Here is a 15,083-nt window from a genome sequence, read left to right as displayed (position 1 = left end):
GTCCAAATCTGTCTTGATCATCTTGGGATAAGCAATCTCTATATTAGAAATCTTCTTTCCCAAAATCAATTTTTCTAAACCACGACGAACCGTTTCAACTTCAGGTAATTCAGGCATAAATCCTCCTTCTGTAAAAACAAGAAGCAGGCATGAGCCCACCTCTACTTAGTATTCTTTTTCGTTATAGCCAAAGTCAGCCAAATCTAGCTTTTTATCACGCCAGTTTTTCTTGACCTTGACCCAAGTTTCTAGGAAAACCTTGTCCCCTAGCATGAGTTCGATATCACGACGGGCCATGGTCCCAATTTTCTTAAGCATAGCGCCACCTTTTCCGATGATGATACCCTTTTGGCTATCACGCTCAACCATAATAGTAGCTCGGATATGAACCTTGTCGGTCTCTTCATCACGCTTCATAGAGTCCACCACAACTGCAACTGAGTGGGGAATCTCTTCTCTAGTTAGGTGTAGGACTTTCTCACGGATCATTTCAGAAACCAAGAAACGCTCTGGATGGTCTGTGATTTGATCAGCTGGGAAATACTGGAAACCTTCCTCAAGATTTTCACTGAGGATGTCAATTAGACGAGAAACGTTATTTCCCTGAAGGGCTGAGATCGGAACAATTTCCTTAAAGTCCATTTGATTACGGAAGTCATCAATTTGAGCCAAAAGCTGGTCTGGATGGACCTTGTCAATCTTATTGACCACCAAAATTACTGGAACCTTGGCAACCTTCAGACGCTCGATAATCATATCGTCGCCCTTACCACGTGGCTCATCAGCTGGCACCATGAAAAGAACGGTATCCACTTCACGCAGAGTACTGTAGGCAGATTCCACCATAAAATCTCCAAGAGCCGTCTTAGGCTTGTGAATTCCTGGCGTGTCGATAAAGACGATTTGCTCCTTATCCGTGGTGTAAATCCCCATGATTTTATTGCGCGTTGTTTGCGCCTTGTCACTCATGATAGCAATCTTTTGCCCCATGACGTGATTCAAAAACGTTGACTTCCCAACATTGGGACGTCCTAAAATGGCTACAAAGCCTGATTTAAATGTCATAATTTCCTCTTAATCTTTAAAATAATAAATCCCAAATGCGTGGGAGAAAGATAAGTGCACCAATCACCGCGGCAAGAAGAGAAACCACAAGTACGGCACCAGCCGCCATGTCCTTGGCTTTCTTTGCCAACATAGAAAAGTGATAGTGACTGGCTAAATCCACCACATTTTCAATAGCAGAGTTAATAATTTCAAATGCTACTACCAAGAAAATGCTCATTAGGAGAAAGAGCCATTCGATCCGTGATACCTGAAAAACAAAACCTGCAAGGATAACTACTAGAGCCGTCACTGCATGTTTTCGCATATTGCGTTCTTCCTTGATGGCAGTCAGAATTCCTGTCAGGGCAAATTCTAAACTAGATACAAGGTCACGGTTTTTCCATTTTCGTTTATTGTCTTGTGAGTCCATAGGCTGTCAAAATTTCTTCTTGTAAACCGAACATCTCCGCTTCTTCTTCCGGAGTGTAGTGATCGTAGCCGTTGATATGTAAAAAGCCGTGTACTGCCAAGAAGCCCATCTCACGCTCAAAGCTGTGACCGTAATCCTCAGCCTGCTCATGCGCCTTATCGATAGAGATGAAAAGTTCCCCAATATAGGCATCAAACTCAGACATCATTTCTGCTAATTCAGGATTTTCAAGCAGATCTTCCTCGTCAAAAGTAATGTCCAATTCAGGTTTATACTCAAGGCTGATGACATCTGTCGGGCGATCTGTATCACGGTACTCGAGGTTGAGTTCGTGACTACGCTCATTGGTCACAAAAGTAACTGCCATCTCCTTGTCTTCTTTTCCTATTTTTTGGGCTGCAAATTCCAAAATTTCTTGGGTTTGTTGCAAGATTTCTTGTGAAACTTGACCAGTTTCATCTACCATTTCAATATACATGTACTTCTCGATTCTCTTTACTTGGCTTTATTATACCATATTTCCATGATTTTATTCTACCTTTTTGATATAATACTATGGAATACAATCACAAGGAGAGAACGATGTCATTTGACGGATTTTTTTTACACCACATGGTTGAGGAATTGCAAAGCGAGTTGGTCAATGGTCGCATTCAGAAGATCAATCAACCTTTTGAACAAGAGTTGGTCTTGCAAATCCGCAGCAATCGCCAAAGCCATCGCCTGCTCCTCTCTGCTCATCCCGTTTTTGGTCGCATCCAGCTGACCCAAACGACCTTTGAAAATCCAGCCCAACCTTCTACTTTTATCATGGTTTTGAGAAAGTATTTGCAGGGTGCTATGATTGAGTCAATTGAGCAAGTGGAAAATGACCGTATCTTGGAGATCACGGTTTCCAATAAAAACGAGATTGGGGATCATATCCAGGCGACTCTGATTATAGAGATCATGGGCAAACACAGCAATATCCTTCTAGTTGATAAGAGCAGCCACAAAATTCTCGAAGTCATCAAACACGTTGGTTTTTCACAAAACAGCTACCGCACCTTGCTCCCAGGGTCAAGCTATATCGCTCCACCAAGTACCGAGTCTCTCAATCCTTTTACTGCCAAAGATGAAAAACTCTTTGAAATCTTGCAAACCCAAGAACTAACTGCAAAAAATCTTCAAAGCCTCTTTCAAGGTTTGGGACGAGATACGGCAAATGAATTGGAAAACATTCTTGTCAGTGATAAACTGTCTACTTTCCGAAACTTTTTCAGTCAAGAAACAAAGCCATGCTTAACAGAGACTTCCTTCAGCCCAGTTCCTTTTACGAACAGTGTAGGAGAGCCTTTTGCCAGCCTTTCAGAGCTCTTGGATACCTACTATAAGGACAAGGCAGAGCGCGATCGCGTCAAACAGCAGGCCAGTGAACTGATTCGTCGTGTTGAAAATGAACTTCAGAAAAATCGACATAAGCTTAAAAAACAAGAAAAAGAGTTACTAGCGACAGACAATGCTGAGGAATTTCGCCAAAAAGGAGAATTGTTGACAACCTTCCTCCACCAAGTACCTAATGACCAAGATCAGGTTACCTTGGACAACTACTACACCAATCAACCTATCACCATTGCGCTTGATAAGGCCTTGACCCCCAGCCAGAATGCCCAACGCTATTTTAAACGTTACCAGAAACTCAAAGAAGCTGTCAAATACCTGACTGAACTGATCGAAGAAACCAAGGCAACCATTCTCTATCTTGAAAGCGTGGAGACCGTTCTCAACCAAGCTGGACTGGAAGAAATCGCTGAAATCCGTGAAGAATTAATCCAAACAGGCTTCATTAGAAGACGCCAGCGAGAAAAAATCCAGAAACGTAAAAAACCAGAACAGTATCTGGCGAGCGATGGCAAGACCATCATCTATGTCGGTCGAAACAACTTGCAAAATGAAGAACTAACCTTTAAAATGGCACGCAAGGAGGAACTTTGGTTCCATGCCAAGGACATTCCTGGCAGCCATGTTGTTATCTCAGGAAATCTTAATCCTTCTGATGAAGTTAAGACAGATGCAGCGGAGCTAGCTGCCTACTTCTCCAAGGGACGTCTGTCAAATCTGGTGCAGGTTGATATGATAGAAGTCAAAAAACTCAACAAACCAACAGGTGGCAAACCCGGTTTTGTAACCTACACAGGACAAAAAAACCTCCGTGTCACACCAGACCCAGAAAAAATCGCATCCATGAAAAAATCCTGATTTCAAATGAAATCAGGATTTTCTTTTACATTTTACTCTGCAATCAAGTTTTCCAAGCCGACCTTCATCATATCAGTGAAGGTATTTTGATTTTCTCAGCCAGTTTTTAATAACTCTCAAAGAGCGAGATTTTTGTCAATAAATGAGATAGTTTTCTCTTTCAAGTAACAAGGTTTTGTTGCTATCTTCTAAAATTCTTTTATTGTCTCAATTTCGAAAAGACTTCCCCAATCTTGCCTTCAATGACCAATGTAGCTTGGCTGTCTTGTGGAATACTGGTTTTATTGATAAGGACCAGATTTGTCCCAGAAAAATAGTTTACTAGGCTAGCTGCAGGATAAACAACCAAGGAAGTCCCACCAATAATCAGCAAGTCTGCTTGCCGAATAGCTTGTGCAGCTTGACTAAAGACATCCATGTCAAGTGATTCTTCATACAAGGTCACGTCAGGCTTGACCACCTTACCACAGTCTAAGCAGTTGGGAACAGGTCCCTCGAGGGCCAGAAAGGCAGTTAAGTCATAGAAACGATGACAACCTAGGCAGTAATTTCGGTCCGCACTCCCATGCAATTTAAAGACCTTTTGGGAGCCTGCCATTTCATGAAGACTATCGATATTTTGTGTCACAACAGCCTTTAGCTTGCCAATTTTTTCCAAAGCAGCTAGGTAGTAATGAGCAGCATTAGGCTTGGCTTCTGGATAAATCAGGTATTTCTTATAAAAGTCAAAAAAATCTTCTGGATAGCGCTCAAACATGGTCCGAGAAACGAGTTGCTCTGCCGTAAAATGACGGCCTAACTGATGACTATAAACACCATCTGAACTGCGAAAATCTGGGATATTAGACTCGGTTGACACTCCTGCCCCTCCGAAAAAGACTATTCTGTGGCTTTGATCTATCAAATCTTGTAATTGTTCAATTTTATCCATCACATTTCTCCTTAAGCTGGGTTCTAAAAAAGTTGAAAATCAATAGTTGGATTTTCAACTCTTTCTTTATCATTTCTAAGATATTGAAAATAAATCACTTACAACAGTTCTTGTAACTAATGTAATTGAAAATCTATTCTCTGATTACTCTGCAATCAAGGTTTCCAAGCCGACCTTCATCATATCGGTGAAGGTGTTTTGGCGTTCTTCTGCAGTGGTGTCTTCATCTGGATTGACCAAACTATCAGAAATGGTCATGATAGCAAGTGCATCAACGTGGTGTTGAGCCGCTAAATAGTAAAGAGCTGCTGCTTCCATTTCCACAGCCTTAACTCCCCATTTACCAAGCTCGATGTTCTTTTCAAAGTAGTTTGAGTAAAAGACATCTGACGACAAAACGTTCCCAACGTGAGTAGTCATACCGAGTTCTTTGGCGATATGGTAGGCCTTATCTAGTAAATCAAAGCTAGCGATTTGTGGAAAATCATACTGTGGCCAGTCGTTGCGGATGATGTTTGAGTTAGTCGCAGCTGCTTGTGCTAAGACCAATTCACGGACATGGACATCCTCGTTTAAAGAACCAGCAGTTCCCGCACGGATCAACTTTTTCACTCCGTAGTCTACAATCAACTCACGCGCATAAATCGAAATCGATGGCATCCCCATCCCAGTTCCCATGACTGATACACGGTGACCCTTGTAAGTACCAGTGTAGCCAAACATGTTACGCACTTCGTTAAAACAAACAGCGTCTTCAAGGAAGTTCTCCGCAATAAACTTAGCACGAAGAGGATCCCCTGGAAGAAGAATTTTATCAGCAATTTCACCCTGCTGAGCAGCAATATGGATAGACATAATTTTTGATACAAAGAGCGACAAGAAAACGACTGAAAATTAGGAATCTGACGAGAAATCCTGATTTCTCAATCAGATTATCTATTTTCCGAGTTTTCCGCTCGTGTTCAAATTAGAACACCTTGCTCTACCTTTCTTTATTGTATATTTAGGATAGCGACAGAGAACAAAGTAAAAATAGGAAACTGACGAAGCATCGCAGATGTTAGACAGTTTATCTTTTTTACACAGTTCTCCGCCCGTATTCAGTTCAGTGAATACAAAGAGCCCATCCTTTCTTTAATTTATATTTGATATTTAGAAAGATACCAAACCCGTCAAAAAGCGAAGGGAAAATAGGAGTTGGGTGCAGTGAGCGATGCTCGCTAGACCAACTATCTTTTCCCCACTGCTTTTAGGGTGGGGTCAATTCCTTTCTTTCTTAATTTTTTGATATAGAAGAGAACAGCTCAGGTTCAATTCAAATCCGAACTCCCCTTCCTTTCTGAGTCTCTAGAAAAGCTTTCCGCTCGTGTTCAAATTAGAACACCTCGCTCTACCTTTCTGTATTAAGTATGAATTTTGAACATCCTCTCAACTTTTGAGTTGACAAATTACAAATAGTCTTTTTCGAAATGTCCCAAGGTTGTTCTTAGAAAAGCTAAGGGTAAAGTATAAATCGCTTTATTATATTCCGACACCATTTCATTATAGTGTAATTTTTGATTGGCAACTAATACTTCTGATTCTTTGATTTCAGCTATCAGATCCTTAATACTTTGATCGGCTGTAATATTGGTGTCCCTTTCGATTTGTTCCAATATTTTACTCTTCGTTTCTTCTACTTGAGAGGAATATGTGTGGGATGAAACTGTCCCAGATTCTCCATAAAATTTACGCTTAGACTCCGAATGATTTGCCTGGTTTTCATCGTTTGTAGAATTAATAACAGAACGTGTTTCTTCTAACAAGTCTGAAACATTTTTACGCACGGACATTTTTAATTCATGGTCCACAATCTTATCAGTTAATTCACGAAGCTGGATAATTAATTTTTCAACATACTGTTCTTTAATTTCAATTGCACTATAGGAAGATCCAATGAGTTCTTTTAAGTTAATAACCTTATGGTATTGAAATAGAAAGACTATGACCAGATAACTCAAAACTGCAAAAACAATGGACGCTCCTTGAAAAGGCTCGTAATTTGTTTCACTACCAGAATTATTAAAGGCTGCAAAAATAAATAGCCAAACCAACGTTAGGAGAACAATTATTAAAATTCCACGGACAATTCTAAAAAATGGATTATTAAATAAACTTGACATCGTACACCTTACAATTCTGCAATAATCGCTTTAAGCAAGCCTTTGAAGTCGCCTTTAACACGTTCAGTCACTTCTACAACTTCTTCGTGGTTGAGTTCTTCTTGGAAACCAGCAGCATGGTTAGTGATACATGAAATTCCTAGAACTTTCAAACCTGAGTGAGCTGCAACAATAACTTCAGGAACAGTAGACATACCAACTGCATCTGCTCCCAATGTCTTATAGGCACGAATCTCTGCTGGGGTTTCATATGTCGGACCTGTTACACCAATATAGACACCTTCATCAAGCTTGATACCAAGTTTTTTAGCCACTTCATGGGCAGTAGCACGATATTCTGGAGTGTAGGCTTTAGACATATCTGGGAAACGTGGACCAAAATCATCCAAGTTTTCACCCATCAATGGGTTTTGCCCCGTCATATTGATATGATCTGAGATAGCCATCAAGGTACCAGGACCAAATCCAATACCTCCAGCTGCATTGGTTACAATGACACCTTCGCATCCAAGAACTTTCATCACACGTACTGGGAAAGTCACGACTTCAAGAGGATTTCCTTCGTAGAAATGGAAACGACCTTGAAGAGCCAAGACCTTGCGACCTGCAAGTTCTCCATATACCAATTTACCAGCGTGTCCGACTACTGTGGAACGGCCCCAGTTTGGAATATCTGCATAGTCTACTACAACTGGATTTTCGATTTCTTCTGCCAATTCTCCAAGTCCTGATCCAAGGATTAGACCGAACTCAGGTGCTTGGATTCCCTTGTCTTTCAGGAAGGCAGCTGTTTCCTTGATCTTATTTAAAAACGCCATTGTGTCTCCTTTATTATTTTTTTAGCATTTGACCGATTTTGTCAAAAGTTTTAGCATTGCGAATGGTGATTTGGCGGTAGAAAGGCATCTTGAGTAAGTTTTTGTGATAGGCAGTTGCATAGTAGGATTCCTCAGAGAATTTCCCCCAGAAAATACCAAGTTTTCCAAAATGAACGACTTCATCTTCCAGTTCCAAACTGTTCACTTTCTCGATCACTTGAGCCACATCCAATCCCTCCGTGTAAAAGAGGACATCCTTTCGTGCCAAATCTTTGGTCCACCATTCAGGAAGTTGTTCAAGTTCCTCTTCAAAGTCCTCAAGACTCAACAAGGAAAAGCTCTGAATAAATGGATAATGGATTTCAAAGAAAGCCTCTAACTTTTCAACCAATTGGACTTTGGGAGCTATCGAAGTAAAGAAAATGTTACCACTGTTGATGTAGGTTTCAACCTTTTCCAGTCCCAACTCTGTCAGTTCTTGACGAAGTTGCGCCATGACAACTTTATTTTTCCCACCTACATTAATGCCCCGAACAAGTAAAGTATATCGCGTCATCTTATACCAATTTATCTAAGAAACTTTCACCAATCATGGCAGTTTCCACACCAAAGTTATCCGCAACTGTTGCTGAGATATCTGCAAAATGTCCAACTGGAATCAAACCGTTTTCTTTAAAGGCAGAACTGTAAGCTAAAAGTGGAATATATTCACGAGTGTGGTCTGTTCCTGCATAGGTTGGGTCATTTCCATGGTCAGCAGTAATCAAAAGAAGGTCGTTCTCTCTCATGGCAGCGATAATTTCAGGCAAGCGTTCATCAAACTCATGCAGGCAATCACGGTAGCCGTGAGCATTGCGACGGTGTCCGTAAAGGGCATCAAAGTCCACCAAGTTGGTGAAGGAGAATCCTTTTTCAAACTCAGCAAGTCCCATGGTCTTCAATAATGTATCAATCCCATGGCTGTTTGACTTGTTGTGACCCATGTCATGGTTGATACCAGCTCCATTAAAGATATCGTTGATTTTACCAACAGCATAAGTATCGATACCAGCTTCATTCAATTTATCCAAAATAGTCGGTGCAAATGGAGATACTGCCAAGTCACGACGGTTAGCTGTACGAGTGAAGTTACCTGGCTCACCTACATAAGGACGAGCAATGATACGTCCTAAAAGGGCTGGGCGCTCAAGGGTAATCGAACGCGCGTATTCACAAATACGGTATAGTTCATCCAGAGGAATGATGTCTTCGTGGGCAGCAATTTGCAAGACAGGGTCAGCTGAAGTATAGATAATCAACTCCCCAGTTTCCATTTGACGTGGTCCAAAATCGTCAATAACAGCTGTTCCTGAGTAAGGTTTGTTGGCTTCACGAATGACCTTACGTCCTGAAAATTCTTCGATCTTTGTTAAGATTTCTTCTGGGAATCCGTTCCAGAAAGTATCGAAAGGCTCGGTAATGTTGAGTCCCATGATTTCCCAGTGTCCAGTCATAGTATCCTTACCAAGAGATACTTCTTCCAATTTTGTCACATATCCTGTCGGGTTACTTTCAGCTGGTACAGTCTTCAGCGGTGTTTCGCGAGGAATATTTCCTAGGCCGATTTTAGCCATGTTTGGCACATTCAAACCAACTGTTTTTGAAATGTGTCCCAGTGTGTCAGAAGCTCCGTCTGGAACCCCTGCATTGACAAAGTTATTGGCATCTGGTGCAGCACCGATTCCCACGGAATCCAGTACCACCAAGTGAATCCGATTAAATTTTGACATAGTGTATCTCCTTATTATGTTGATTAGTTTGCTTTTGTTGAAGTTAAAATATGAACACCGTCTCGTCCAGCAACGATGACCTTATCCACCATTTGGTTGAACAAGCCATGCTCTACGACACCAACGACATGGTCCAATTCTTGCCCAAAGGCAATTGGATCCTCAATGACATCCAAGGCTAGGTCAATGATAAAGTTCTGCATATCGGTCACAAAACGTTGGCCATCTTTTCCACGGAAACTTGGTTTATAGCCAGCTCGCTCAAACCGACGAAAGACCTGTTCTGCACCATACTGAACCACTTCTACTGGCAATTTAAAAGCACCCAGTTTCTCTACCAGTTTGCTTTCATCTACCACCCAAATGTATTCTTTTGAAGGCGTTGCGACAACCTTCTCCATGAGAAGGGCACCACCACCACCTTTGATCCCGTTAAACTGGCTATCTACTTCATCCGCCCCGTCAACCGTCACATCGACAACATCTACTTGATCAATCGACTTGAGCGGGATGTTAAGACCTTCAGCCTGTTTACTGGTCACACTGGAAGTCGTTACAGCAGTAATCTGCAAACCTTCTTCCTTGATCCGGCGACCGATTTCTTCTACAAAATAGTAGGCTGTCGATCCAGTCCCCAGTCCGACAACCATCCCATCCTTGACAAACTCAGCAGCCTTGATACCTGCCATTTTTTTCAGATTTTCCACACTTCTACCTCCAATAGAGAGCTAGCTCTATTATACCATGTATGGGCTTTAATTTCATCCATACAAGAGAAAAAACCGAACATTTTTTCCTTTTCTTTTTCTGTAGGGAGGTGGCGGTTTTATACTCAAGCTAAAAACTAAAAACAACCACCTAAAATCCTTGTTTACCTCAGATTTTAGATGGCCGTTGCCTCAGTGGATCAGTAAGAAAAATGTCCTTTCTTCTCTACCGACTAACTTTTTATCTCGTGCATCAAGGACGACCCACGATATCTTCTTGGAAACCGTCTGTGTCTTTCAACCAAGCTTTATAGATGACCGTTTTCAGATTGATGATTTGTGTAATCGCACGACTCGGATTTCCAAGATTATTTGTAGCAATCGTCTGGAACTCTTGTTTGAGTTGGTCATAACTTGAAATCGTTTTTCCATTTACGGTTACAGGTCTAAAGTAAGTTTCAGCTTTCTGCTTGACTTCCTTGTAGTAGGCGACTTTCCATTGTTCCAATGTTTCAAATTGTCCATTTGAAATTTTCTGAATGACATACTTGTCACCTAAAACTTGACCAGCAGCCTTGGCTTCTGCAGCATACTTGGTCGAAGTATAGCCTACAAAACCATTTGAATAGCCATAGTAACCCCATAGGTGGAAGGCATTATGCTTGAACATCACTGCTCCTGCACCTTGTGTACTTGTGTTTCCACCATAGATAGCTAACATCATATGCGGTGTGACATAGGCGTCCCCTTTTATACCGTTTCCATCATAAGTTCCATTTCCTAGTTGGAATTTGGTCATGAAGTTATTGTTTACCAAATCGTCTATTGACCTAATCGTAATGGATTTTTCCGCATCATTCAACTCTCTCAACAAATCAAACTGGTCCAAACCATTGGCTTTGACTTGCTTATCAACCTTCTTATAATAACCATTCATAAAGGTTTGGTTGCCAGTCGCAATCACTCCATCCGCCTCAGCATGATCCAAGACCATCAATGTATCGATGTAGCGCTTCATGTAACGGTCAATATCTGCTTGCGTTTTAAAGACGTCTGAACGTGGATTGTACCAACGAGTGCCGTCATTTGGATAGGTAAACATCAGGTTCACACCTAACTCCCCACCATTTCGTGGGATTTGAAGCAAGCCTTGTGCATAGGCCTCTGGCCCCATTCCCGTACGACGTCCATAGCCACCCAGATAGATAGAATCATCATAAACGTGCGTCACTTCATGCGTAAAGATGCTTTGACCATAATCCGTCAATACATCGCCAGCGATAAAGTGAATCAACGGTGTTCTTGTTCCAATCAATGCATAGGCACCCAAACCATTATTTCCAAACCATTTTCCAATAGGACCGAAAAATTCACGCAATGACTTAAATTCATTCGCTTGGCCGTACCTGCCATACTGATCAGCCCAGCCACCTGCATTGTAACCGTCCCAGATAGGTAGATTTCTTTCTTTGACGAGACGTTGTTTTACATTCTCGTTCGCAATTCGATACCAGTTATCGATATAGTGACGGAAGTTGTCTGCTGATTCGTTAATCGCTCGGAGCCAATTTTCCTGCGTATCATTAGGACGTCTATCTTTGGAACCAAAGACGAGTGTACTGTAGTTCGAGATAATATACAGATTGGACTTCTGCATGGTTAAGAGTGGCAAGATATAATTGATAAACTCTGCTTTTTGCAACTTATCATATGCTTTGTAGTCTGCATTGGCAATCTCTGGCACTTCTGATGGGCGTTCGGCAATATAGAGGTGATTTTTAGTCGTATCCCTAAACCAAGTGTATTTGTCCATATCTGTAAACAATTCACGATTGTAATCCAAGAAATCAATCAGTGTTTTTTTCTCTGTTACTGGTGCAATCTTACTGCTATAAGTTCCCACATTTGAACTGATGAGCAATGTAGAATAGCCAGAGTGACCTAATCTCACCAAAAACTCCAGTGGATTATCTGTTTTTCCATAAAACTCTGAGAGTTTGTTGGTCATTATATCTCGAATATTGACATCACCAAAGTTGATATTGTACAAGCGGTTCATATAAGTAATTCCAAGCAACAAGGCTGCTTTGTTTTCTTGGATGTAATGAATGACCGCTTCATTTGTCAGAGCATTATCAGTTCGCAATACAGAAGAGCTTGTAAGGATATTGGTCAAATAAGTTTCGATATTTTCTTTAGTATCCTGAAACTGTTCATCATAATACAGTTTTTTGAGTTTCTCTCCCTTGGCAGTATCTGCTCCAATACCTAGAACTTCTGCCACACTGTCAGCATACAAATCAATCGCTTTCAATGCACCGCTTACCACTGACACGATTGGACTATAATCTTGAATAAATTGGTTTGGTGTATAGATAACTCCCAAATCACCTAAGCTATACTCATCCAACCCTGTCTGTCTATCCGATTGCTTGTTGGTCAACTGATAATATTCTTTTGTCCCATCTTTATAATGAACCAACAATCTGTTGATTTCATCATTGTAGTTGTTTACAAAGCGATTATCCTTCATCGGAACAACTGATAAGATATCAGTGGTATCTAGTTTACTGTTATCTCCTACCTTGTTCCCGTATTTGATTACTTGCTCTTTATTATAAAGTGGAATCAGTTTTGCAATGTTCTTGTAGGCTCTATCCTTGGCAGAATTGTAGTCTGTCAAGCGTGTATAGTCAACCTTGTATTCATTCGTTCGTGCCAACTTGTCAGAGACTGTGCTAGCAATATTTTGCAAGCCAAATGATGCTCGTTTCGCAGCCGCTTCTTCATCTGTCAGTACTGTCGGGATAAAGCGTGCGGTTTGTTCTCCAGTAGCGTTTTGGGTGACAAAGAAATTCTTCATCACATTTCGATGATTGGTTTCCAAGGCACCGGCATCCGCATAAACGATATTCCCACCGCTTACTTTCACATCACTCAGCACATTTTCGATAACTCCATTTGTCCAGTTTGATGAAACGATTCCAGCGACACGACCGCCGCCAGTATTGGTGATTTTACCTTCCACATAGGAATCTTTAACGTGAACAGTATTCAGCCACCTTGAGCGCGTCACTTGAGCGACTAAACCACCTGTCGAATAACTGTTATTATTGGCTTGATTGAGATGAATGTCGATTTTCGCATGACCTTTATGGATATAAGAATCGTCCAATACACCGACCAAGCCACCAATCTTAGAACCGCCACCTGTATTGGCTGGGGAAGTGATGGTACCAGAAAAATCAACCTGTTCTAAACGTGTGCTATTTCTTGCAGAACTAATGATACCACCGATATTTCTTGTCGCTGTGATATTCCCTTGAACGGCAACATTGGTGATTTTAGCATTATCTGCCGTTTTTGCAATAGCACCGATATCTTGACCACCGTTGATGTTCACGTCTTTCAAGACCACATGTTCAACGGTTGCATTTTTCAGGGTCTCAAATAGGGGTACTGTCGACCCGTAAAAAGCAAACTGCTTGTCCCCATTTTTACCAGTTAGCTTACCAGTAAATTCCCCAGTAACATAGGCTATCTGATTCGCCCTTGGTGTTAGGAGAGACAGATCCATATGATTGCCTAAGATATAGGTCCCTGCCTTATTCTGATTCATGGCTTCAACGAGTTCTTTTATGGAATAATAAACATTGTTTTGTGCAGGGACAAATTTATCAACGAGAAAACGATAGCCCTCTGCATAGTCTGTCACATTCTCGCCCTGAACTAGCTCGGGAATCGTAGCTGTAAATTGAAAGAATTGCTTGCCATCCTTTGTGATTTCCTCGACTTTTGATATAGGCAATAGCACATCTTTAAAGGTCGTTGATTTGACTTTTGCGTAATAATTTCCAAGCGATGTTGGCAATGCAGCTAAATCTGATAATTTCGTAAATCTTGCGCCATTATCATCTCTTCGATACAACTCAACAGCAGAAACTTCTTTTAGTTCTAATTTTTTGAGCCTTAATTCTACCCTTGCAGTTGCTGCACTCGTTTCTTGCTCTTTTGTGACTTCCGCAAGATTGTTGTGATAAGTCAGTTCAGGCTTAAAAATATAGGTTCTATCGTAATCTAAACCATCAAAAACAACCGATTGCTTGTCCAGTGCTTTACTTGCTAAGAGATGACCATCCTTGTAGACATTGACTTTCCCAGAAATATAGTTGTTCAGCGGATTGCTAAGCGTGTAGTTCAGTGTTACCTGTTTTTTCAGTTCGTCTTTTTTAATGGCAACAGCTGTGTATTCAGGAGCTTTGAATTCTAATGTTGCAATCTTATCTTGCAGTGTAGCAGTTTCAGCATCCAGTGCAGTTTGTGTTGTATCTTCTTTGGCATATTCGCCCTCGCCAGCGGTTAAAGCTGTCGTCAGATTTGCAAACGTACTCTCTACATAATCAGCCTGATTTTTTGATTTCGCTAAGTCAATAGCCTCTTTGAGTGGCTGTCTATTTAGCATTTTTGTGCCCACTTTGACAACTTTAGTAACGGGTGCTTTTACAATTTCTTCTGTTCTTGAGACAGGACTAGCTTCCCGAACACCTTTGATTGTTTTATAAAGGGCTGTGATTTTTTTCTGCCCGACTTCACCTTCTGTTTCAACAACTGTTGTTCCAGATTTCAGTGTCGCATCAGGCTGTTCAATCGTTTCAAAGGGAATTTCTTCAGTCGTTTCCACTGATTCTTGTCCTTCGATTGGTTTTGTACCTGTTTCAACTACTCGGTTAACTGGCTCGATCCTTACTTCTTGTGAAACCTTTGTTTTTGAGATGATTTCCCCAGTTTTGTTGTTTTTTACAACACTGTAGGTTACCTGTACAACTCCTTTTTTACCCTCTGTTACCGTTTCTTCATCTGTATAATTATCTGGATTCGTCTTAGTTGTCGTTGCGAAGTCTGTTTCTTCGATTTCTACTACTGTTTCAGTAACTTGAAGTGGTTTTGTACCTCTTGTAGTTACCTTATTTACTGGTTGTTT

At 41.1% G+C, this 15,083-nt stretch carries 12 protein-coding genes and 1 pseudogene; 1 reads left to right on the top strand and 12 read right to left on the bottom strand.

Annotated features, from left to right (window positions below):
* From SORDD24_RS07205 to ybeY, 4 genes are all read right to left on the bottom strand, one after another.
* A partial coding sequence (locus tag SORDD24_RS07205) for a DNA-formamidopyrimidine glycosylase family protein (RefSeq protein WP_330997389.1) occupies positions 1–117 on the bottom strand: 117 nt, incomplete at its 3' end.
* A 48-nt stretch (positions 118–165) separates the two neighbouring features.
* Complete coding sequence (gene era, locus SORDD24_RS07200) at positions 166–1,065, bottom strand: GTPase Era (RefSeq protein WP_061409096.1); 900 nt, start codon at positions 1,063–1,065, stop codon at positions 166–168.
* A 16-nt stretch (positions 1,066–1,081) separates the two neighbouring features.
* Positions 1,082–1,477, bottom strand: coding sequence for a diacylglycerol kinase family protein (locus SORDD24_RS07195; RefSeq protein WP_061409093.1), 396 nt, complete (start codon positions 1,475–1,477; stop codon positions 1,082–1,084).
* Positions 1,458–1,955: an rRNA maturation RNase YbeY gene (gene ybeY, locus SORDD24_RS07190; protein WP_045591585.1), complete on the bottom strand. Its 498-nt coding sequence runs from the start codon at positions 1,953–1,955 to the stop codon at positions 1,458–1,460. Before ybeY ends, SORDD24_RS07195 begins: the two co-directional genes overlap by 20 nt.
* Before the next feature lie 104 nt (positions 1,956–2,059).
* Between ybeY and pavA the strand changes: the two genes are divergently transcribed.
* On the top strand, positions 2,060–3,715 hold the full coding sequence (gene pavA, locus SORDD24_RS07185) for an Rqc2 family fibronectin-binding protein PavA (RefSeq protein ID WP_061409088.1): 1,656 nt from the start codon (positions 2,060–2,062) through the stop codon (positions 3,713–3,715).
* 199 nt (positions 3,716–3,914) lie between these two features.
* On the opposite strand, the gene SORDD24_RS07180 is transcribed toward pavA, so the two are convergent.
* The 8 genes and pseudogenes from SORDD24_RS07180 to SORDD24_RS07145 form a co-directional block, all read right to left on the bottom strand.
* Complete coding sequence (locus SORDD24_RS07180; protein ID WP_061409085.1) at positions 3,915–4,646, bottom strand: NAD-dependent protein deacylase; 732 nt, start codon at positions 4,644–4,646, stop codon at positions 3,915–3,917.
* 144 nt (positions 4,647–4,790) lie between these two features.
* Positions 4,791–5,501, bottom strand: coding sequence for a purine-nucleoside phosphorylase (deoD, locus tag SORDD24_RS07175; RefSeq protein WP_061409083.1), 711 nt, complete (start codon positions 5,499–5,501; stop codon positions 4,791–4,793).
* A gap of 593 nt (positions 5,502–6,094) precedes the next feature.
* On the bottom strand, positions 6,095–6,808 hold the full coding sequence (locus SORDD24_RS07170) for a LemA family protein (RefSeq protein WP_061409080.1): 714 nt from the start codon (positions 6,806–6,808) through the stop codon (positions 6,095–6,097).
* A gap of 8 nt (positions 6,809–6,816) precedes the next feature.
* The gene (locus SORDD24_RS07165) at positions 6,817–7,626 is read right to left on the bottom strand and encodes a purine-nucleoside phosphorylase (protein ID WP_061409077.1); all 810 of its coding nucleotides are present in this window, start codon (positions 7,624–7,626) and stop codon (positions 6,817–6,819) included.
* Positions 7,627–8,182: pseudogene (locus tag SORDD24_RS07160) on the bottom strand (DUF1697 domain-containing protein); the annotation flags it as partial.
* 1 nt (position 8,183) lies between these two features.
* On the bottom strand, positions 8,184–9,395 hold the full coding sequence (locus SORDD24_RS07155; RefSeq protein WP_061409071.1) for a phosphopentomutase: 1,212 nt from the start codon (positions 9,393–9,395) through the stop codon (positions 8,184–8,186).
* A gap of 23 nt (positions 9,396–9,418) precedes the next feature.
* Positions 9,419–10,102, bottom strand: a complete 684-nt coding sequence (gene rpiA, locus SORDD24_RS07150) for a ribose-5-phosphate isomerase RpiA (protein ID WP_061409068.1) — start codon at positions 10,100–10,102, stop codon at positions 9,419–9,421.
* A gap of 253 nt (positions 10,103–10,355) precedes the next feature.
* On the bottom strand, positions 10,356–15,083 hold a 4,728-nt coding region (locus SORDD24_RS07145; protein WP_061409065.1), incomplete at its 5' end, for a ZmpA/ZmpB/ZmpC family metallo-endopeptidase.

The sequence above is a fragment of the Streptococcus oralis genome (assembly GCF_001579175.1).
Taxonomy (GTDB): Bacteria; Bacillota; Bacilli; order Lactobacillales; family Streptococcaceae; genus Streptococcus; species Streptococcus oralis_O.
This window is presented reverse-complemented; position numbering and strand designations above follow the sequence as displayed.

What these genes read in the sequence shown, in the direction of transcription:
- SORDD24_RS07170 (WP_061409080.1), bottom strand. Translation starts at nt 6,808, where the DNA reads ATGTCAAGTTTATTTAATAATCCATTTTTTAGAATTGTCCGTGGAATT.
- ybeY (WP_045591585.1), bottom strand. Translation starts at nt 1,955, where the DNA reads ATGTATATTGAAATGGTAGATGAAACTGGTCAAGTTTCACAAGAAATC.
- SORDD24_RS07180 (WP_061409085.1), bottom strand. Translation starts at nt 4,646, where the DNA reads ATGGATAAAATTGAACAATTACAAGATTTGATAGATCAAAGCCACAGA.
- SORDD24_RS07165 (WP_061409077.1), bottom strand. Translation starts at nt 7,626, where the DNA reads ATGGCGTTTTTAAATAAGATCAAGGAAACAGCTGCCTTCCTGAAAGAC.
- SORDD24_RS07195 (WP_061409093.1), bottom strand. Translation starts at nt 1,477, where the DNA reads ATGGACTCACAAGACAATAAACGAAAATGGAAAAACCGTGACCTTGTA.
- SORDD24_RS07155 (WP_061409071.1), bottom strand. Translation starts at nt 9,395, where the DNA reads ATGTCAAAATTTAATCGGATTCACTTGGTGGTACTGGATTCCGTGGGA.
- deoD (WP_061409083.1), bottom strand. Translation starts at nt 5,501, where the DNA reads ATGTCTATCCATATTGCTGCTCAGCAGGGTGAAATTGCTGATAAAATT.
- era (WP_061409096.1), bottom strand. Translation starts at nt 1,065, where the DNA reads ATGACATTTAAATCAGGCTTTGTAGCCATTTTAGGACGTCCCAATGTT.
- pavA (WP_061409088.1), top strand. Translation starts at nt 2,060, where the DNA reads ATGTCATTTGACGGATTTTTTTTACACCACATGGTTGAGGAATTGCAA.